Consider the following 18,358-nt stretch of genomic DNA (forward strand, 5'->3'; position numbering starts at 1 on the left):
GAGTCTCAGCCATGACCGTCATCAAACAGGAAGACCTGATCCAGAGCATCGCGGATTCGCTGCAGTACATCAGCTACTACCACCCGCTCGACTACATCCAGGCCCTCGGCCGCGCGTACGAGCTGGAAGAGAGCCCGGCCGCGAAGGACGCGATCGCGCAGATCCTCACGAACAGCCGCATGTGCGCGGAAGGCAAGCGCCCGATCTGCCAGGACACCGGCATCGTCACGATCTTCGTGAAGGTCGGCATGGACGTGCGCTGGGACGGCGCGACGATGGGCCTCACCGACATGATCAACGAAGGCGTGCGCCGCGGTTACACGCACCCAGACAACGTGCTGCGCGCATCGATCGTCAATCCGCCGGAAGGCGCCCGCAAGAACACGAAGGACAACACGCCGGCCGTGATCCACTACGAGATCGTGCCGGGCGACAAGGTCGACGTGCAGGTCGCGGCGAAGGGCGGCGGCTCGGAGAACAAGTCGAAGTTCGTGATGCTGAACCCGTCCGACTCGATCGTCGACTGGGTGCTGAAGACGGTCCCGACGATGGGCGCGGGCTGGTGTCCGCCCGGCATGCTCGGGATCGGCATCGGCGGCACCGCCGAGAAGGCGATGCTGATGGCGAAGGAATCGCTGATGGAGCCGATCGACATCCAGGAAATCATCGCGCGCGGCCCGAAGGACTGGGTCGAGGAACTGCGCGTCGAGCTGCACGAGAAGGTCAACGCGCTCGGCATCGGCGCACAGGGCCTCGGCGGCCTGGCAACCGTGCTCGATGTGAAGATCATGGCGGCACCGACGCACGCGGCCTCGAAGCCGGTCGCGCTGATCCCGAACTGCGCGGCCACGCGCCACGCGCACTTCGTGCTCGACGGTTCGGGCCCGGCCAAGCTCGAAGCGCCGTCGCTCGACGCCTGGCCGAAGGTCCAGTGGGAACCGAACACGGAAACCAGCAAGCGCGTCGACCTGAACACGCTGACGCCGGAAGAAGTCGCCAGCTGGGCACCGGGCCAGACGCTGCTGCTGTCGGGCAAGATGCTCACCGGCCGCGACGCCGCACACAAGCGCATCGCCGACATGCTCGCGAAGGGCGAGAAGCTGCCGGTCGACTTCACGAACCGCGTGATCTACTACGTCGGCCCGGTCGATCCGGTGCGTGACGAAGTGGTCGGCCCGGCCGGCCCGACGACGGCCACCCGCATGGACAAGTTCACCGAGACGATGCTCGCGCAAACGGGCCTGATCTCGATGGTCGGCAAGGCCGAGCGCGGCCCGGTCGCGATCGACGCGATCAAGAAGCACAAGGCTGCATACCTGATGGCGGTCGGCGGCGCGGCGTATCTCGTGTCGAAGGCGATCCGCGGCGCGAAGGTGCTCGCATTCGAAGACCTCGGCATGGAAGCGATCTACGAGTTCGACGTACAGGACATGCCGGTGACGGTCGCCGTCGATTCGTCGGGCACGTCGGTGCACCAGACCGGTCCGAAGGAGTGGCAGGCGAAGATCGGCAAGATCCCGGTCGCGACCGCTTAAGCGCGATCGAACGATAGGCCGGACGGAAGTCCGGCCTTTTTACTTCTCATTCTCATTATTGTGTCCGGCCGGTCATTCGAGGCTGATTCTCATTACACGCAAAAGGCAGGCCAGACAAGGCTTTGAGGCTTGGCTTTTCTCGTTCGAGCGATTATCGTTCGGTTTCTGAAGCCCCACTGAACAAGGAACAGCCATGCAAGGCGACAAGAAAGTCATCGAATATCTGAACGCCCAACTGAAGAATGAGCTCACGGCGATCAACCAGTACTTCCTGCATGCCCGCATGTACAAGCACTGGGGCCTCGAGAAGCTCGGCAAGCACGAGTACGACGAGTCGATCGGCGAAATGAAGCATGCCGACTGGCTGATCGAGCGCGTGTTCATGCTCGACGGCCTGCCGAACCTGCAGGATCTGCACAAGCTGCTCGTCGGCGAGGAAACCGAAGAGATCCTGAAGTGCGACCTGAAGCTCGAGCAGATCTCGCAGTCCACCTGCAAGGAAGCGATCGCCTACTGCGAATCGGTTCGCGACTACGTGTCGCGCGAGATCTTCGAAAAGATCCTCGACGACACCGAAGAGCACATCGACTGGCTGGAAACGCAGATCGACCTGATCGGCAAGGTCGGCCTGCAGAACTACCAGCAAACGATGATGGGTTCGGCCGAGTAATCGGCCCGTCCGCCGCCGCACCGTCCGCATGACGATGACGAACCATCCAGCCGCTCCCGCGATGCGCGCCGCCGCTCCTGTCGGAATCTTCGACTCGGGGATCGGCGGCCTGTCGGTGCTGCGCGCCGCGCGCGCGCACCTGCCCGGCGAGTCGTTCGTCTATACGGCCGATACGCGCTACATCCCGTACGGCGAACGTGACGACGCGTTCATCACCGAGCGCACGCTCGCGATCGGCGAATGGTTCGTCCGGCAGGGCGCGAAGGCGCTCGTGGTCGCCTGCAATACGGCGACGGCCCAGTCGATCGCGGCGGTACGCGAGCATCTCGCGATTCCGCTCGTCGGCGTCGAGCCGGGCATCAAGCCGGCCGTCCAGCAATCCGCGAGCGGCGTCGCCGGCGTGCTCGCCACCCAGTCAACGCTGCGCAGCGCCCGGTTCCAGACGCTGCTCGAGCGCCATGGCGCCGGTTGCCGCTTCATCTGCCAGCCGGGCCACGGGCTCGTGCAGGCGATCGAGAGCGGCGACACGGACTCGCCCGCGCTGCGCGCGCTGCTCGACAGCTATCTGCAACCGATGCTCGACGACGGCGCCGATACGGTCGTCCTCGGCTGCACGCACTACCCGTTCCTCACCGCAACGATTCGCGACATTGTCGGCGACCGCATGGCGATCATCGACACGAGCGACGCGATCGCACGCCAGCTCGTGCGCGTGCTCGACCAGCACGGCCTGCGCGCACCTGCAGGCACGCCGGTCGCCCCGCCCCGCTTCTGCTCGACCGGCGACGGCCGGCAGTTGCAGGCGCTCGCGTCGACATTGCTCGGCCTCGATGCGCCGGTCGAATCCGTCACCATTTCCTCGCCGAACGCGCAAGCCTGCGCAACCGCCTGACGCGGGCCCGCACGCCCGCTCCTGCCGCGGCTCCGCCGCTCCCCGCCGTTTCAAGGGTCCGATGACCTTAAAAAAAGCCCGACCCAGGCTTGTCAACGCCCGCAAATTTAATGATAATAATTCGCATTAACGTTAGCTATCGCAACTCACCATGATCGTCTGCGTGTGCAAGTCTGTTTCCGATCGCAAGATTCGCGCGTCCCTCGCAGAGGGCGTGAACTCTTTCGATGAACTCCAGTTCGAGCTCGGCGTGGCCACGTGCTGCGGCAAGTGCGAGGAGTCCGTACGCGACCTCATGGCCGAACAAGGCGTCTGTGCGAGCCGGTGTGGCGTCGAGCATCACGCTCACCCGATCCCGGTCACCTTCTACGAACGCAAGGCTGCCTGACCCGCGCCGAGTGTGCGCATGCGGCCCAGGCCGCATTTTTTGTCTTGACCGTCAGCAAGCCATCGTCTGCGCGAGCCAGCGGCTTACCTGCCAAGGAGCCTGTCATGGAATTGCTGATCGGATTTGTGACCACCGTTTGCATCTCGCTGCTGATCTTCCGCAAGTGATGCCGATTCACCCGCCGCGCCCCGGGTGCGACATCGTTCTTTCAAGCTAACATGCAGGCTTCGCATCTCGCTCCTGCCGGCGCCTTGCCGGCTGCACCACGTATGAATCCCCGAGTGATCGTCGTCGCGGTCGGTGTGCTTGCCGCACACGCGATCATGCTGACGGCCGCCTGGCTCCATCGCAACGCGCCGCCACCGAAATCGGTCGAGGTCCAGACGATCACCGCGCAGCTCATCACGCCGGCGCCGATCGCCCAGCAGGTCGCGGCCGAATCGATTCCGCAGCCTACGCCGCCGAAGCCGACACCCGTCAAGCAGAAGGTCCAGCCGCCGGTACCGAAAGTGGCAAAGCCGACGCCTCAGCCGGTCACCCCATCGCCGACCCCGTCGCCGACGCCCGCACCAGCGGCCGCCGATCCGACGCCCTCGCCTGCCGCGCCTGCTCCCACAGCACCGGCCGCCACGCCCGCCCCGGCACGCGAAACGATGCAGGTCAGCGCGCCGAAGAACGTGCCGACGCTCCAATGCAACTTCGTGAAGCCCGACTACCCGTCGATGTCGCGCCGCCGCGGCGAATCGGGTACGGCCTATGTCCACTTCGTCGTCGGCGTGACCGGCAAGATCGAAAGCATCGATCTGCAGAAGAGCAGCGGCTACCCGCGCCTCGACGATGCCGCACTCGACGCGATGCGCTCGACCACCTGCCGTCCGTACATCGAGAACGGCCAGGCGATCCGCGCCGCCCGCACACAGCCCTACAGCTTCGGGCTCACCGACTAACCTGCCTCATCCGGAAGATTCAAAGGAAACAAAAAAATGCAAAGCTACGGTATCGCGCACGTCTGGGCGCAAGGTGATTTCGTCACGCGCGCCATCGCGATCACGCTGCTCGTGATGTCGGTCCTGTCGTGGATGGTGATCGTCATCAAGGGCTGGAACGTGATCCGCCTGAACCGCCTCACGAAGAATGCCGAACAGGCGTTCTGGCATTCGGACGATTTCGACGACGGCATCAAGAAGCTCGGCCTCGCCGCGTCGACGCCGAACGACAACCCGTTCCTCGCGCTCGCGCTGTCGGGCAAGGAAGCCGCCGACCATCACCACCAGACGCAACCGCACCTGCACGACCGCATGGACGTGTCGGACTGGGTCACGCGCTGCCTGAAGGACACGATGGACGAAGGCATCTCGCGCATGCAGAGCGGTCTCGCGATCCTCGCATCGATCGGCAGCACGGCACCGTTCGTCGGCTTGTTCGGCACGGTGTGGGGCATCTATCACGCGCTGCTCGCGATCGGCGCCACCGGTCAGACGTCGATCGACCAGGTTGCGGGCCCCGTCGGCGAGTCGCTGATCATGACGGCCTTCGGCCTGTTCGTCGCGATTCCGGCCGTGCTCGGCTACAACGCACTGACCCGCGCGAACAAGGGTATCGTCAGCAAGCTGCGCCGCTTCGCGCACGGCCTGCACGCATACTTCGTGACGGGCGCGAGCCTCGCATCGTCGTCGACGCGCGACGGCCTGCGTCTCGCGACGCGCGCCAGCTGAGACGAGGTGAACCATGGCCATGAACACCGGTTTCAGCGACGATGACGACGATGCCGTGATGAGCGAGATCAACATGACGCCGCTCGTCGACGTCATGCTCGTACTCCTGATCATTTTCCTCGTGACGATCCCGGCGATGCAGCATGCGGTGAAAATCGACCTGCCGCACGCCAGCAGCCAGCCCGTCGACGAAAAGCCGCAGACGGTCGACGTCGCAATCCAGGGCGACGGCACGATCCTGTGGGACGACCACACGGTCACACGTGAACAGCTGCAAGCCCGCATCGCGGAAGCCGCGAAGCGCACGCCGCAGCCCGAGTTGCACCTGCGCGCGGACCGCAAGGTTGCCTACGAGCACGTCGCGGAAGTGATGTCGGATGCGCAGGCCGGCGGCCTGACGAAGCTCGGCTTCGTGACGGAGCCGGGCGCGAAAGCGAAGTAACGCGCGCACGTCTTGCGGTGACGCATCGCCGGCCGCACCTTGCCGGCCACACCTCGCCGGCCACACCTCGCCGGCCGCACCTCGCCGGCCGCACCTCGCCGGCCGCACACAAAGTAAAAGGCCTTCATCGCCAGATGAAGGCCTTTTTTCATGCGCACGCGGGCGCCTTCGGGCGGCGGGCTCTTTGGCGGTATCGGTTGCGCCTCGAGCAACGCAAATGCGACTCTGCCGTGGTCTGCACGGACTGCGCGTTCTGCCCTATCTGGCTCACAATATATGCGGCCACCTGATTTCGCTCAGAACTTCCTTCACGAAATGGGATTTCAATATAGGCCCGCGCGCGCGCGCATTCAAGGTTCCGGCGATTGAAACTTGCGATTGCAGGCGACGCTTCAATGACAAAACAAATTTGCGTCGTCGTGCACGCCGTGTTCAGGTCGCCGAAACATCGGCCGCAGCTTCCTTCTTCGCGCGCTCGGGGCAACCGGGTTCCTTGTACGCGCCGTGGTCGAGCTTCTCGACCAGGTAGTCGACGAACGCACGCACCGCGGGCGGCATCCCCTGCCGCGACACGAACACCGCATACAGCTGCGGCACCGGCAACGTCCAGCCCGGCATCACGGGCGACAGCTGCCCCGCACGCAGCGCGTTGCCGTACATCATCTCCGGCAGTGCCGCGATGCCCAGGCCGTCGAGCACGGCCTCGCGTATCGTCATCAGGTCGGCCGTCACGAGCCGCGGCTCGTGCTCGTGCACGTGACGCGTCCCGTCCGGTGCAATCAGGTTGAACACGTGCCGCCCGTCGACGCTCGGCGTATCGAGCGTCTCGAAGCCGGTCAGATCATCCGGCACCAGCGGCGGCGCATTCTGGCTCAACAGGCTCGGTGCGCCGACCAGCATCTGCTCGGTGCGCCACAGCGGCCGCACGACGATGTTGGCGTTCTGCGGCGGCTCCGAACGCACGCGCAACGCAACGTCGATCGAATCCTCGAACAGGTCGATCACGCGATTCGTCACGCGGACGTGCACCCTCACCTCGGGATAGCGGCGCAGGAATTCGGGCAGGATGCGCGACAGCATCGTCTGCGACAGCGTCACCGGCACGCTGACCCGCACCGAGCCGCGCGGCGACGCGCGCAACTGCTGCACGGCGTTCATCGCGGCCTGCGCTTCGGCGAGCATCGCCTGGCAATGCTGGTAGAACAGTTCCCCCGCCTCGGTCAGCGCGAGCTTGCGCGTCGAGCGCTGTAGCAGGCGCACGCCGAGCACCGCCTCGAGCTCGGTCAGGCGCCGCGACAGACGCGATTTCGAGATGCCCAGCACGCGCTCCGCGGCCGAGAAGCCGCCATGTTCGACGACCTGCGAAAAGTACATCAGGTCGTTCAGGTTATGTGCATCGATATTCATCTCATCGTTCCAATTTCAGAACAATCCATTGCGGAGCACCGCAAATCGAACGGTAAAACGCCCAATATAATAGCGCTATGTTTCAAAAATAACGCTATTCCGACGATTTCGAGGGCTTCCCCATGACGACCGCTCGCTCGCTTGACCGTACCTACCCCGCCCTTCGCACGACCGAAGGCGGTGGCTTCGTGGTTCACCGTCCGTTCCCGACGCGGCTGCTGATGGATTTCGATCCGTTCCTGCTGCTCGATGAAATGGGCCCCGTCGACTACGCGCCCGGCGAAGCCGTGGGCGCGCCCGACCATCCGCATCGCGGCTTCGAGACCGTGACCTATGCGCTCGACGGGCGCTTCCGTCATCGCGACTCGTCCGGTCATGCGGGCACGCTCGGCCCCGGCGACGTGCAGTGGATGACGGCCGGCGCCGGCGTCGTGCACAGCGAGATGCCCGATCCCGCGTTCGCGCAGACAGGCGGCCGCTCGCACGGCTTCCAGCTGTGGGTCAACCTGCCGCGCCGCGACAAGATGATCGCACCGCGCTACCAGGAGATCCCGGCCGGCCGCATCCCGACCGCGACGTCACCGGACGGCCGCGCGCGCGTCCGCGTGATCGCCGGCGAAGCATTCGGCGTCCAGGCCGCGATCGAGACGCGCACGCCGATCCTCTACCAGCATTTCACGCTGGAACCCGGCGCAACGGTCACGCAGCCCGTGCCGGCCGGCTATCGCGTGTTTGCCTATCCGATCGACGGAACGGGCCTCTACGGGCCCGACAGGCAGGCTGTCGACGCACGGCACATGATCGTCTACGGTGACGACGGCGACACCGTCGCGTTCGCCGCTGGCGACACGTCGCTCGACCTGTTGCTGATCGGCGGCGTGCCGCTCAACGAACCGATCGTCCGCTACGGCCCGTTCGTGATGAATACCGAAGAAGAGATCCGGCAGGCTGTCGTCGACTACCAGACGGGCCGCATGGGCCGCATCGAAGCATGACGCCCGATCGGGGACGGCAGGTGCCGCGAAACGAGTCGTTTTGCGTCACAATAACTTCTTGAACCATGTGGCCGCCCGCCACCAGAAGGAACCCGTCCCCTTGAACTTCGAACATCTGATCCAGATCAACGCCGACGATCCGGCCGTGCCGACCCTCACCCGCGACCAGCTCTGGGAAGGCCTCGTGCTGCGCGCCGAACAGCCGCAACTGTTCGTGCTCGGCCTCGACAGCTGCGTCGTCCTTGAACGGACGGACACGACGCTCGAACGTGAACTGCACTACGGCCATGCGACCGTGCGCGACCACGTGACGTTCACGCCGAACCAGCAGGTCCGCTACGACATCCTTGCGGCCGACGGCGAGATCGGCGGTTCGCTGACGATGACGATCGAGGAGCGCGACGACCACGAGCTGTTCCTGCGCTTCGAGTACCGCACGACGCTGACCGTCACGGACGACAGCGAGGACGCGCGACAGACGCACGGGATCGTCAAGGAGGCGTACCGCACGTCCGACATCGACACGGTGCGCCTGATCCGCGAATACGCGCAGGGCCGCAAGGCGCCCGATCCGCTGCACTGAACCCGGCGGCGGCCTGCGGGCCGTCCCTTTGATTCAAACTATCAAGTCTGATGTTTCGATCGATAAAGAGTTTTTGTAAATGGGAATAGTTATCATTTAGAATTCATTCCATCGTATCGACAGTCACCGATCAAACCGAATGACCGACACCATGCGCCCGACCACGCTGACCCTGCGCCGCACGACCGGCACTGCAGCCAGCAGCCGTCAGAAGACGGCAGCGGTCACCACGCCGGCGAAACCCGCCGGCAACCGCGATACAGGCACGCGGGTCGTGAACAGCGACGCGCTGTTGCAAGGCCACAGCCACATCAGCATCGCGCATAACGGAGAGACGTATCAGTTGCGCGCCACACGGCTCGGCAAACTGATCCTGACGAAGTAAGACAGCGTATTGTGGGGACCACCTCCCTGAGAGGTGTTGGGCAGTAGCCAGCGTAACGGCTTGCACGCGAGATCTAGACCCCTTCGTGCAAACACACTCAAGCAGCCGTTGCAGCAAGCCAAGCCACTTTTTTTGGTTCTCGCACAAGGTAGGAAAAAAAGCGGCACGTCGAAGGACGTGCCGCTTTTTTGTTTGGGCGGCCCATGCGTGAAGCATGCCGCCCGTGTGCGTTACTGCATCGATGCGTGACAACCGAAGCGGCATGCGAGCCGCTTCAGAACCCCCAGAACATCAACCACCATGCGCTGTCGACGACGACCAACCCGGCGGCAAACCACGCGAATGCCGCCAGCCGGCGCGGCCATGCCGCGTAGCGCCCCGTCACTTTCCACGCGAGCCACGCACTCCACGTGTTGGCGCCGACCAGGATCGCGACGCGCACATCGGTTGCCCAGCCGAGCGGCACATGCTCGGCGCGCAGCAACGACAGCGTCGTGGCCGACAGCCCGAGGAACACGCCTGCGCCCGCGATCGGGATCAGCGCCTGCGCGAGGTGATGCAGCCGCACGCGATCGAAGCGGCCGAGCATCAGCGTGGCGCCGGCCAGCAGCACCAGCAGCGCCGTGCCGTACACGAGCCCCGTCCCGACGATGTAGCTGACGACCAGCCCGCCATCGAGCCAGGAGAACACGTCGTTGCGATCCGGATAGTGCGTGAGCAGGAACCACGGCGCATTGGTTTCGAGCGGCCACGTGATGTCGCGGTCGATCAGCCAGCCTGCGAGCCATTGCTTGATCTGCACGAACCACGGGCTGACGGTCCAGTGGAATGCGCCGATCGCAACGCCGAGCAGGCCGTACAGGATCAGCGAGGTGTCCCACGGGTTCGCCTGCTGCGCACCGAGGTTCACGACTTCGTCGGACGGCGAGCGCAGCGACAGCGAGATCGCGTCGCGGTGCCCGCTGCAGCGGCCGCACATATGGCAATCGGCCGCGCCCTTCATGTTGCGCAACGGCACGAGCGGCGCGCAGTTGATCGGAATCACGCGATGGCCATGCTCGCCGTTCTTGTACGAACGGCGCCACGCATCCTCGTCGACCTTGTAGCGCATCGGCGCGAGCCGCGCGAGCAGCCCGAACACGCCGTTCACGGGGCACAGGTACTTGCACCACACGCGCTTCTCGCGGCCGTACAGCACGCCGATCACGATCGCGCCGACGGTCGAGCCGCCGAGCACGAACAGCACCGCGAGCGGGTACTGGTACACGCTCACCATCTGTCCGTAGATCGTCGTGATCCCGAACGCGACGAACGGCCAGCCGCCCCACCGGATCCAGCGCGGGATCGGGCCGCCGCGGCCGAACTTGCTCGCGTATTCGGTAAGGGCGCCTTCCGGGCACAGCACGCCGCACCAGACGCGGCCGAGCATCACCATCGACAGCAGCACGAACGGCCACCAGATGCCCCAGAACGCGAACTGCGCGATCAGCGTGAGGTTGTTCCACAGATGCGCGGAATCGTCCGGCAGCGGCAACACCGCCGGCACGATGATCAGGAATGCGTAGACCGCGACGACGATCCACTGGATACCGCGGATCAGCGCGCCGTGGCGCTGCATCCACTGGCCGGCCTGTGCAAGCCAGCCCGGCTTGGCTGCGGCGACTACGCTCATGCCGCGCGGCCTGCGGCAACGGCCGGACGACGGCTCGCGCGCTTCATCAGCAGCCAGACGACGGCCCAGTACACCGCATATGCGACCAGGTTGGTCAGTGCCGGGTGCGCGCGATAGCCGGTCAGCGTCGCGACGAGCGAGCCGAAGGTGCCCGAGTCATCGAGGATCGCGGACGTATCCCACACCTGCGAGATGCCGAGCGGCAGGATTTCCTTGTCGATCAGCTTGTCGACACCGGTCTGGAACAGGCCCGCGCCGAGGAACAGCAGCATCACTTCGGTGACGCGGAAGAAATGCCGCCACGAGAAGTACTTGCCGCCGAGCTGCAGCAGATAGAACGTGAAGAACGCCAGGCCGAGACCGATCAGCACTGCGAGCATCTGGCTGCCGTCGACGTGACCCGACTGGCCGAAACCGAGGCCGTACAGGAAGATCACCGTCTCGCTGCCTTCGCGCGCGATCGCGAGCGCGACCAGCACGGCGACGCCCCACCAGTTCGAATCGCGCGTGCTCTGCTGCAGCGATTGCTCCATGTCGCGCTTCAGCGTGCGGCCGTGCCGGCGCATCCACAGCACCATCTGCACGATCAGCACGCATGCGATCAGCACCATCGCGGTCTGGAAGTAGTCCTGCGCGTCGCCGGACAACACTTCGGTGAACCCGACCAGCGCGGCGCCGAGGCCGACGGCCATCAGCAGGCCGACACCGACGCCGGCCCACAGGAAAGGCAGGCCGCGGCGCGCGTCGTCGTCGCCGTTTTTCAGCCATGCATAGAGAATGCCGACGACGAGCAGCGCTTCGACGCTCTCCCGCCAGACGATGAACAAGATCTGACCCATCGATACCTCCTGACGCGCGGAGCAAGGGACTGGTGCACCCGCGCGCAGATAAAACGCGTTACTTCGCGACGATCACGCCCTGTGCCTGCTGGTGGAAATCGTCGAAAAACTTGTATTCGCCCGGCGACAGCGGAGCGACGACCACGAACGAATCGGCACCCGGTGCGAGCACCTTCTCCTTGCGCAACTGCACGCTCTCGAATTCGGCGGCGCCCTTGCCGGTGTTCTTGATCTCGATCTTGAAACGCTGGCCGGCCGGCACTTCGATGCGGGCGGGATTCAGCTTGCCGTCCGTCATCTCGAGCTTGAACGTCGGCAGGTCGGCAGCATGCGCTGCGCCGGCAAGCCACAGCGCAGCGGCTGCGGCAACGATTTTCTGGGGAATTTTCATTCTGGGTTCTCTACGCCAACGGCGCGCCGAAGCGCGCCGTTCGTGATGCCACCGATCAGTAACCGCCCTTCTTGCCGATACCGGCGAACGGGAAGTCGTACTCGAGCGTAACGGGCTTGAACCACGCGCCCACGCCCGTTTCCTTGTCGATGTGACGGCCGAACGCCATGTGACCCGACTGCATCGGCGGCTTGACGACCATCGTCAGGTGATACTTGCCCGGGCCGTTCAGCTTCACGTTGTCGCCATAGTGCGGGCCGTCGCTCGCGACCATGCCCATCAGGTCGCCTTCAGCCTTCCACTTCGTGTCGCCCTGCTTCGTCAACTTGTACGTGACCTGCAGGTACGGCATCCAGTCGCCTTCCGCGAAACCCGTCGGGTTGTTCTTGACCGCATGGATGTCGGCCTCGAGGTGGATGTCGGAATCCGACGCCTTGCGCATCATCCCTTCCGGGTCCATCGTGATCGGCTGCAGGTACACCGCGCCGATTTCCATGCCGCCCTGGATCTGCTGCTTGCCGATCGGATATTCGGCAGCCGAGGCCGACATCGCGGCAAGCGCCGCCGCTACCGCAACCGTCGTGCGGATGAACGAAGAACCCAACATGGACACTCCTTGTTATTTGTCTGACTATCTTGACGACACGCGGGCCGTCGCCGGGGCCGCCCGCTGGAAACACTAACGCGACGAAGAACGTTAATGCGAACAATTCTCAATAATTGCGAAGTTTAGCACCGAACCGGTTTCGGAACAAACGAAGAGCCGTGTAAACCCCTGATCCGACAAGGCTTACAGGCTCGTTACCAACCCGTTTCGGTGACGCTTGGAAAGATTTACCGGCCGCCGCTGATGTGGTCGCCGACGTTCGCGCCGAACACGCGCTCGCGCAGCACCGCAAGCTGGTCGCGGGTCGCGGCCGCCTTCTCGAACTCGAGGTTCTTCGCGTAGTCGGCCATCTGCTTCTCGAGACGCTTGATTTCCTTCGCGAGCTGCTTTTCCGACATGTCCTCGAATTTCGCGCGCTGCTGCGCCTCCTTCAGCTCCGCGCGCGCCTCGTCCGCGTTGTAGACGCCGTCGATGATGTCCTTGATGCGCTTCACGACGCCGCGCGGCGTGATGCCCATCTTTTCGTTGAAGGCCATCTGCTTCGCACGGCGGCGCTCGGTCTCGCCGATCGCGCGCGTCATCGAATCGGTCATGTTGTCCGCGTAGAGGATCGCCTTGCCATTCACGTTCCGCGCGGCCCGGCCGATCGTCTGGATCAGCGAGCGCTCGGCGCGCAGGAAGCCTTCCTTGTCCGCGTCGAGGATCGCGACGAGCGACACTTCCGGAATGTCGAGGCCCTCGCGCAGCAGGTTGATCCCGACCAGCACGTCGAACGTGCCGAGCCGCAGGTCGCGGATGATCTCGACGCGCTCGACCGTGTCGATGTCGCTGTGCAGGTAGCGCACCTTGACGCCGTGGTCGGCCAGGAACTCGGTGAGCTGCTCGGCCATGCGCTTCGTCAGCACGGTGATCAGCACGCGCTCGCCGGCCTTCACGCGCGCATTGATCTCGGTCAGCACGTCGTCGACCTGCGAGCTCGCCGGGCGCACCTCGATTTCCGGATCGACGAGCCCCGTCGGCCGCACGACCTGCTCGGCGATCTGCCCCGTCACGCGCTTCTCGTAGTCGGCCGGCGTGGCCGACACGAACACGACCTGGCGCATCTTGCGTTCGAACTCGGGGAATTTCAGCGGCCGGTTGTCCAGCGCCGACGGCAGGCGGAACCCGTAATTGACGAGGTTTTCCTTGCGTGCGCGGTCGCCGTTGTACATGCCGTTCAGCTGGCCGATCAGCACGTGCGACTCGTCGAGCAGCATCAGCGCATCGGGCGGCAGGTAGTCGACGAGCGTCGGCGGCGGATCGCCGGGTTCCGCCCCCGAGAAATGCCGCGAGTAGTTCTCGATGCCCTTGCAGAAGCCGAGCTCCTGCAGCATCTCGAGATCGAAACGCGTGCGCTGCTCGAGGCGCTGCGCCTCGACGAGCTTGCCGTCGCGGTGGAAGTACTCGAGGCGTTCGCGCAACTCGTCCTTGATCGTCTCGACCGCCCGCATCACGGTATCGCGCGGCGTCACGTAGTGCGACGACGGATACACGGTGAAGCGCGGAATCTTCTGCCGCACGCGCCCCGTCAGCGGGTCGAACAGTTGCAGCGTCTCGACCTCGTCGTCGAACAGTTCGACGCGCACGGCCATTTCCGCGTGTTCGGCCGGGAAGATGTCGATCGTGTCGCCGCGCACACGGAACGTGCCGCGCTGGAAATCCTGCTCGTTGCGCGTGTACTGCATCGCGATCAGCCGCGCGATCACGTCGCGCTGGCCGAGCTTGTCGCCGGAGCGCAGCGTCAGGATCATCTGGTGGTATTCGGACGGGTTGCCGATACCGTAGATCGCCGACACCGTCGCGACGATCACCACGTCGCGGCGCTCCATCAGGCTCTTCGTCGCCGACAGCCGCATCTGCTCGATGTGCTCGTTGATCGACGAATCCTTCTCGATGAACAGGTCGCGCTGCGGCACGTAGGCCTCAGGCTGGTAGTAGTCGTAGTACGAGACGAAGTACTCGACCGCGTTGCGCGGGAAGAACTCGCGGAACTCCGCATAGAGCTGCGCCGCGAGCGTCTTGTTCGGCGCGAACACGATGGCCGGGCGGCCGAGCCGCGCGATCGTGTTGGCCATCGTGAAGGTCTTGCCCGACCCCGTCACGCCGAGCAGCGTCTGGAACGACAGGCCGTCCTCGACCCCTTCGACGAGCGTTGCGATCGCGGTCGGCTGGTCGCCTGCGGGCGGATACGGCTGGTACAACTGGAAGGGCGACCCTTCGAAGGTAGCGAATTTGGATTCGTCGAGCGCGTCGCCGACTTCAGCATGATGTTCGGACATGGAATGCGGCCGGAGCAAGGGCAAAGAAAGCATTCTAGCGCTTCGCGGCCGCGCGAACTGCTGCCGGCTCCTGACGCGCGACGGCTGCCCGAAATCGCGAATCGCCGCCGAATCGCGACGGATTCACCGCCCCCGCCAGCGCGAATTCGCTACAATATCAGGCTGCTGCGCTTTCCGGCGTCGCGCCGTTGGCGCGCGGTCCGCTGCGCCCGCCCCGCCGGCTGAAAGCCTGACCCTCTTTTCACTACTGCCGAATCATCATGTCGCTCTTCTCCGCTGTCCAGCTTGCCCCCCGCGACCCGATCCTGGGCCTGAACGAAGCCTTCAACGCCGATGCGCGTCCGACCAAGGTCAACCTCGGCGTCGGCGTGTACACGAACGAAGAAGGCAAGATTCCGCTGCTGCGCGCGGTCCGCGAAGCCGAGAAGGTGCGTGTCGAGGCCGGCCTGCCGCGCGGCTACCTGCCGATCGACGGGATCGCCGCCTACGATGCGGCCGTGCAGAAGCTGCTGCTCGGCAACGATTCGCCGCTGATCGCAGCGGGCCGTGTGGTCACGGCCCAGGCACTGGGCGGCACGGGCGCACTGAAGATCGGCGCCGATTTCCTGCGCACCGTGAACCCGAACGTGAAGGTCGCGATCAGCGATCCGAGCTGGGAAAACCACCGCGCGCTGTTCGAAGCAGCCGGCTTCGAAGTCGTCGCGTACCCGTACTACGACGCGGCCACCAACGGCGTGAACTTCGAAGGCATGCTGTCGGCGCTGAACGGCTACGAAGCCGGCACGGTCGTCGTGCTGCACGCGTGCTGCCACAACCCGACGGGCGTGGACCTGACCGAAGCGCAATGGCAGCAAGTCGTCGACGTCGTGAAGGCGCGCAACCTCGTGCCGTTCCTCGACATGGCGTACCAGGGCTTCGGCGAGAACATCGAAGCCGATGCCGCCGCCGTGCGCCTGTTTGCCTCGGCCGACCTGAACGCATTCGTGTCGTCGTCGTTCTCGAAGTCGTTCTCGCTGTACGGCGAGCGCGTCGGCGCGCTGTCGATCATCACGTCGAGCAAGGAAGAAGCCACGCGCGTGCTGTCGCAACTGAAGCGCGTGATCCGCACGAACTACTCGAACCCGCCGACCCATGGCGGCGCCGTCGTCGCTGCCGTGCTCGCGTCGCCGGAACTGCAGGCTTCGTGGGTGCAGGAACTCGGCGAGATGCGCGATCGCATCCGCGCGATGCGTAACGGTCTTGTCGAGCGCCTGAAGGCGAGCGGCGTCGATCGCGACTTCAGCTTCATCAACGCGCAACGCGGGATGTTCTCGTATTCGGGCCTGACCTCGGCGCAAGTCGATCGCCTGCGCGACGAGTTCGGCATCTATGCGGTCGGCACGGGCCGGATCTGCGTCGCCGCGCTGAACACGCGCAACCTCGACGCGGTCGCCAACGCAGTCGCAGCCGTCCTGAAGTAAAGCGGCGCCGGGCGGCCGCCGTCACCGGCTCCGCCCTGCCGACATGAAAAACGCGCTCCACGGAGCGCGTTTTTTTTGGCCGTTCGACAGCGGGCAGCGACGCCGCCCGCGCCGGCGTTACTGCATGAACCAGCCGTGGCTGACGACGACCGACTGCCCCGTGAGCGCGGCGCTCGGGAACGCCGACAGGAACAGCACCGTCTGCGCGACGTCCTGCACCGTCGTGAACACCCCGTCGACCGTGTTGCCGAGCATCACCTTCTTCACCACTTCCTCTTCGCTGATGCCGAGCTCCTTCGCCTGCTCCGGAATCTGCTTGTCGACCAGCGGCGTGCGCACGAAGCCCGGACACACGACGTGCGAGCGCACGTTGTGCTTCGCGCCTTCCTTCGCCAGCACCCGTGCCAGACCGAGCAGGCCGTGCTTGGCCGTCACGTATGCCGATTTCAGCGGCGACGCTTCGTGCGAGTGCACCGAACCCATGTAGATCACGACGCCGCCGCGATCGTCCTTGTACATGTGCTTGAGCGCGGCCTTCGTCGTCAGGAACGCGCCGTCGACGTGGATCGCCTGCATCTTCTTCCAGTCGGAGAACGCATAGTTCTCGATCGGGTTGACGATCTGGATGCCCGCGTTCGACACGAGGATGTCGACCGAGCCGAACGTTTCGGCAACCTTGTCGATGCCGCTGTTCACGGCTTCCTCGTTCGTCACGTCCATCGCGACGCCGATCGCCTTGCCGCCTGCCTTGTTGATCTCGTCGGCGACCGCGTTCGCGCCGTCCTGGTTCAGGTCGGCGATCGCGACGGCCGCGCCTGCCTTGGCGAGCTCGAGTGCGATTTCCTTGCCGATGCCGCTCGCGGCGCCCGTGACGACTGCGGTCTTGCCGCTCAGATCTGCTGCCATGTCCGTCTCCTCCCGTTTGTCGGATCGATAAATCATGCGCCCGCCGCATCCGCGCTCGTCGCGAACTCGTAACGGCGTGCCAGCCGTCATTGTGCACGATCGGCCCCGCCGTTCGCGCGCAAAACGTCTAAGCTTAAGGTCGGTTCCGTTACGCAGGAGATTCGCATGCACTATCGACGGCTAGGCCGCTCCGGCCTGCAGATCAGCGAGCTTTCCCTCGGTTCGTGGGTGACATACGGCAACCAGGTCGACCAGCGGGTCGCGCGCGAATGCCTCGCCGCGGCGCGCGACGCGGGCGTCAATTTCTTCGACAACGCCGAGGTCTACGCCGGCGGCAAATCCGAGGAAATCATGGGTCAGGCGCTCAAGTCGCTCGACTGGCCGCGCGTCAGCTATATCGTGTCCACGAAGTTCTTCTGGGGGCTCGCGGAAGCGCCGAACCAGTACCACACGCTGAACCGGAAATACCTGTTGAATGCGCTCGACGGCTCGCTGCGCCGGCTGCAGCTCGACTATGTCGATCTCGTCTATTGCCATCGCCCCGATCCGAACACGCCGATCGAGGAAACCGTGTGGGCGATGAGCGACATGATCGCGCGCGGCAAGGCGCTGTACTGGGGCACGTCGGAATGGAGCGCCGACGAGATCCGCGCCGCATGCGAGATTGCCGAGCGGCATCACCTGCGCAAGCCGGTCGTCGAACAGCCACAGTACAACCTGTTCCACCGCACGCGGGTGGAGCAGGAATATGCGCGGCTCTACGACGATTACGGTCTCGGTCTCACGACCTGGAGCCCGCTGGCATCGGGCCTGCTTACCGGCAAGTACCGCGACGGCGTACCGACCGGCAGCCGCGCGCAGTTGCAGGGCTACGACTGGATGCGTGAACGCCTGACCGACCGGACCGCCAACGACATCGTCGAACGGCTCGGCGGGATCGCGGCCGAACTCGGCTGCAGCACGGGCCAGCTCGCGATCGCGTGGGTGCTCGCGAATCCGCGCGTGAGTTCGGTCATCACCGGTGCATCGCGGATCGAACAGATCGGCGACAACATGCGCGCGATCGACGTTGCCGCGAAGCTTACGCCGGATGTGAAGCAACGCATCGAGGAGCTGGTCGGCGACGCATACGAGTAAGGCGACTTGCGGCCAC

Annotated in this window: 19 protein-coding genes; 12 read left to right on the forward strand and 7 right to left on the reverse strand. The window is 64.9% G+C overall.

Annotation, left to right across the window (positions count from 1 at the left end; genetic code table 11):
• The first annotated feature begins 11 nt into the window (after positions 1-11).
• The 7 genes from OHZ10_RS12085 to OHZ10_RS12115 all read left to right on the forward strand — a co-directional run bounded on the left by OHZ10_RS12085 (position 12) and on the right by OHZ10_RS12115 (position 5,642).
• The gene (locus OHZ10_RS12085) at positions 12-1,535 is read left to right on the forward strand and encodes a fumarate hydratase (RefSeq protein WP_006762441.1); all 1,524 of its coding nucleotides are present in this window, start codon (positions 12-14) and stop codon (positions 1,533-1,535) included.
• 193 nt (positions 1,536-1,728) lie between these two features.
• Positions 1,729-2,205 (forward strand): bacterioferritin, encoded by a 477-nt coding sequence (gene bfr / locus OHZ10_RS12090; protein ID WP_043188739.1) that lies wholly within the window; start codon positions 1,729-1,731, stop codon positions 2,203-2,205.
• A 28-nt stretch (positions 2,206-2,233) separates the two neighbouring features.
• The gene (gene murI / locus OHZ10_RS12095; RefSeq protein WP_059233638.1) at positions 2,234-3,097 is read left to right on the forward strand and encodes a glutamate racemase; all 864 of its coding nucleotides are present in this window, start codon (positions 2,234-2,236) and stop codon (positions 3,095-3,097) included.
• Positions 3,098-3,248: 151 nt separating this feature from the next.
• Positions 3,249-3,485, forward strand: coding sequence for a (2Fe-2S)-binding protein (locus OHZ10_RS12100; RefSeq protein ID WP_039370093.1), 237 nt, complete (start codon positions 3,249-3,251; stop codon positions 3,483-3,485).
• Positions 3,486-3,703: 218 nt separating this feature from the next.
• On the forward strand, positions 3,704-4,432 hold the full coding sequence (locus OHZ10_RS12105; RefSeq protein ID WP_342702593.1) for a TonB family protein: 729 nt from the start codon (positions 3,704-3,706) through the stop codon (positions 4,430-4,432).
• 36 nt (positions 4,433-4,468) lie between these two features.
• Positions 4,469-5,200, forward strand: coding sequence for a MotA/TolQ/ExbB proton channel family protein (locus tag OHZ10_RS12110; RefSeq protein WP_059233636.1), 732 nt, complete (start codon positions 4,469-4,471; stop codon positions 5,198-5,200).
• A 13-nt stretch (positions 5,201-5,213) separates the two neighbouring features.
• A complete protein-coding gene (locus OHZ10_RS12115) occupies positions 5,214-5,642 on the forward strand; it encodes an ExbD/TolR family protein (RefSeq protein WP_006478310.1) in 429 nt (142 codons plus the stop codon).
• Positions 5,643-6,074: 432 nt separating this feature from the next.
• Here OHZ10_RS12115 and OHZ10_RS12120 read toward each other — a convergent pair whose 3' ends face one another.
• On the reverse strand, positions 6,075-7,049 hold the full coding sequence (locus OHZ10_RS12120; RefSeq protein WP_342702597.1) for a LysR family transcriptional regulator: 975 nt from the start codon (positions 7,047-7,049) through the stop codon (positions 6,075-6,077).
• A gap of 122 nt (positions 7,050-7,171) precedes the next feature.
• Here OHZ10_RS12120 and OHZ10_RS12125 point away from each other — a divergent pair, with 122 nt between their 5' ends.
• From OHZ10_RS12125 to hemP, 3 genes are all read left to right on the forward strand, one after another.
• Positions 7,172-8,044 carry a pirin family protein gene (locus tag OHZ10_RS12125; protein ID WP_059233634.1) on the forward strand — a complete coding sequence of 291 codons (873 nt, stop codon included), beginning with the start codon at positions 7,172-7,174 and terminating at the stop codon, positions 8,042-8,044.
• A gap of 100 nt (positions 8,045-8,144) precedes the next feature.
• A complete protein-coding gene (locus OHZ10_RS12130; RefSeq protein WP_059236679.1) occupies positions 8,145-8,627 on the forward strand; it encodes an SRPBCC family protein in 483 nt (160 codons plus the stop codon).
• Between the two features lie 139 nt (positions 8,628-8,766).
• Positions 8,767-9,012 (forward strand): hemin uptake protein HemP, encoded by a 246-nt coding sequence (hemP, locus tag OHZ10_RS12135; protein WP_034190354.1) that lies wholly within the window; start codon positions 8,767-8,769, stop codon positions 9,010-9,012.
• A gap of 274 nt (positions 9,013-9,286) precedes the next feature.
• On the opposite strand, the gene OHZ10_RS12140 is transcribed toward hemP, so the two are convergent.
• From OHZ10_RS12140 to uvrB, 5 genes are all read right to left on the reverse strand, one after another.
• Positions 9,287-10,684, reverse strand: coding sequence for a 4Fe-4S binding protein (locus OHZ10_RS12140; protein WP_342702599.1), 1,398 nt, complete (start codon positions 10,682-10,684; stop codon positions 9,287-9,289).
• A complete protein-coding gene (locus tag OHZ10_RS12145; protein ID WP_059233632.1) occupies positions 10,681-11,523 on the reverse strand; it encodes an FTR1 family iron permease in 843 nt (280 codons plus the stop codon). Before OHZ10_RS12145 ends, OHZ10_RS12140 begins: the two co-directional genes overlap by 4 nt.
• 58 nt (positions 11,524-11,581) lie before the next feature.
• Complete coding sequence (locus OHZ10_RS12150) at positions 11,582-11,914, reverse strand: cupredoxin domain-containing protein (RefSeq protein ID WP_034190351.1); 333 nt, start codon at positions 11,912-11,914, stop codon at positions 11,582-11,584.
• Positions 11,915-11,969: 55 nt separating this feature from the next.
• Positions 11,970-12,521, reverse strand: a complete 552-nt coding sequence (locus tag OHZ10_RS12155; protein WP_059233631.1) for an iron transporter — start codon at positions 12,519-12,521, stop codon at positions 11,970-11,972.
• Between the two features lie 227 nt (positions 12,522-12,748).
• Positions 12,749-14,839, reverse strand: coding sequence for an excinuclease ABC subunit UvrB (gene uvrB, locus OHZ10_RS12160; protein WP_340624307.1), 2,091 nt, complete (start codon positions 14,837-14,839; stop codon positions 12,749-12,751).
• A gap of 260 nt (positions 14,840-15,099) precedes the next feature.
• Between uvrB and OHZ10_RS12165 the strand changes: the two genes are divergently transcribed.
• Entirely contained in the window at positions 15,100-16,299 is a 1,200-nt protein-coding gene (locus OHZ10_RS12165) for an amino acid aminotransferase (protein ID WP_059233629.1), read from the forward strand.
• Positions 16,300-16,416: 117 nt separating this feature from the next.
• Here the strand turns inward: OHZ10_RS12165 and OHZ10_RS12170 are convergent, their stop codons facing one another.
• Entirely contained in the window at positions 16,417-17,205 is a 789-nt protein-coding gene (locus OHZ10_RS12170; protein ID WP_256085088.1) for a 3-hydroxybutyrate dehydrogenase, read from the reverse strand.
• Positions 17,206-17,370: 165 nt separating this feature from the next.
• Here OHZ10_RS12170 and OHZ10_RS12175 point away from each other — a divergent pair, with 165 nt between their 5' ends.
• Positions 17,371-18,342, forward strand: a complete 972-nt coding sequence (locus OHZ10_RS12175) for a potassium channel beta subunit family protein (protein WP_059233627.1) — start codon at positions 17,371-17,373, stop codon at positions 18,340-18,342.
• The last annotated feature ends 16 nt before the right edge of the window (positions 18,343-18,358 follow it).

This window comes from Burkholderia arboris (assembly GCF_038723655.1).
Classification (GTDB): domain Bacteria; phylum Pseudomonadota; class Gammaproteobacteria; order Burkholderiales; family Burkholderiaceae; genus Burkholderia; species Burkholderia arboris.

Excerpts from the sequence above, each read along its gene's own strand:
- OHZ10_RS12170 (WP_256085088.1), bottom strand. The coding sequence starts at position 17,205 with ATGGCAGCAGATCTGAGCGGCAAGACCGCAGTCGTCACGGGCGCCGCG.
- bfr (WP_043188739.1), top strand. The coding sequence starts at position 1,729 with ATGCAAGGCGACAAGAAAGTCATCGAATATCTGAACGCCCAACTGAAG.
- OHZ10_RS12155 (WP_059233631.1), bottom strand. The coding sequence starts at position 12,521 with ATGTTGGGTTCTTCGTTCATCCGCACGACGGTTGCGGTAGCGGCGGCG.
- OHZ10_RS12085 (WP_006762441.1), top strand. The coding sequence starts at position 12 with ATGACCGTCATCAAACAGGAAGACCTGATCCAGAGCATCGCGGATTCG.
- OHZ10_RS12125 (WP_059233634.1), top strand. The coding sequence starts at position 7,172 with ATGACGACCGCTCGCTCGCTTGACCGTACCTACCCCGCCCTTCGCACG.
- OHZ10_RS12140 (WP_342702599.1), bottom strand. The coding sequence starts at position 10,684 with ATGAGCGTAGTCGCCGCAGCCAAGCCGGGCTGGCTTGCACAGGCCGGC.
- OHZ10_RS12165 (WP_059233629.1), top strand. The coding sequence starts at position 15,100 with ATGTCGCTCTTCTCCGCTGTCCAGCTTGCCCCCCGCGACCCGATCCTG.
- OHZ10_RS12120 (WP_342702597.1), bottom strand. The coding sequence starts at position 7,049 with ATGAATATCGATGCACATAACCTGAACGACCTGATGTACTTTTCGCAG.
- OHZ10_RS12145 (WP_059233632.1), bottom strand. The coding sequence starts at position 11,523 with ATGGGTCAGATCTTGTTCATCGTCTGGCGGGAGAGCGTCGAAGCGCTG.
- OHZ10_RS12150 (WP_034190351.1), bottom strand. The coding sequence starts at position 11,914 with ATGAAAATTCCCCAGAAAATCGTTGCCGCAGCCGCTGCGCTGTGGCTT.
- OHZ10_RS12110 (WP_059233636.1), top strand. The coding sequence starts at position 4,469 with ATGCAAAGCTACGGTATCGCGCACGTCTGGGCGCAAGGTGATTTCGTC.
- OHZ10_RS12100 (WP_039370093.1), top strand. The coding sequence starts at position 3,249 with ATGATCGTCTGCGTGTGCAAGTCTGTTTCCGATCGCAAGATTCGCGCG.
- uvrB (WP_340624307.1), bottom strand. The coding sequence starts at position 14,839 with ATGTCCGAACATCATGCTGAAGTCGGCGACGCGCTCGACGAATCCAAA.
- hemP (WP_034190354.1), top strand. The coding sequence starts at position 8,767 with ATGACCGACACCATGCGCCCGACCACGCTGACCCTGCGCCGCACGACC.
- OHZ10_RS12115 (WP_006478310.1), top strand. The coding sequence starts at position 5,214 with ATGGCCATGAACACCGGTTTCAGCGACGATGACGACGATGCCGTGATG.
- OHZ10_RS12105 (WP_342702593.1), top strand. The coding sequence starts at position 3,704 with ATGCAGGCTTCGCATCTCGCTCCTGCCGGCGCCTTGCCGGCTGCACCA.
- OHZ10_RS12175 (WP_059233627.1), top strand. The coding sequence starts at position 17,371 with ATGCACTATCGACGGCTAGGCCGCTCCGGCCTGCAGATCAGCGAGCTT.
- murI (WP_059233638.1), top strand. The coding sequence starts at position 2,234 with ATGACGATGACGAACCATCCAGCCGCTCCCGCGATGCGCGCCGCCGCT.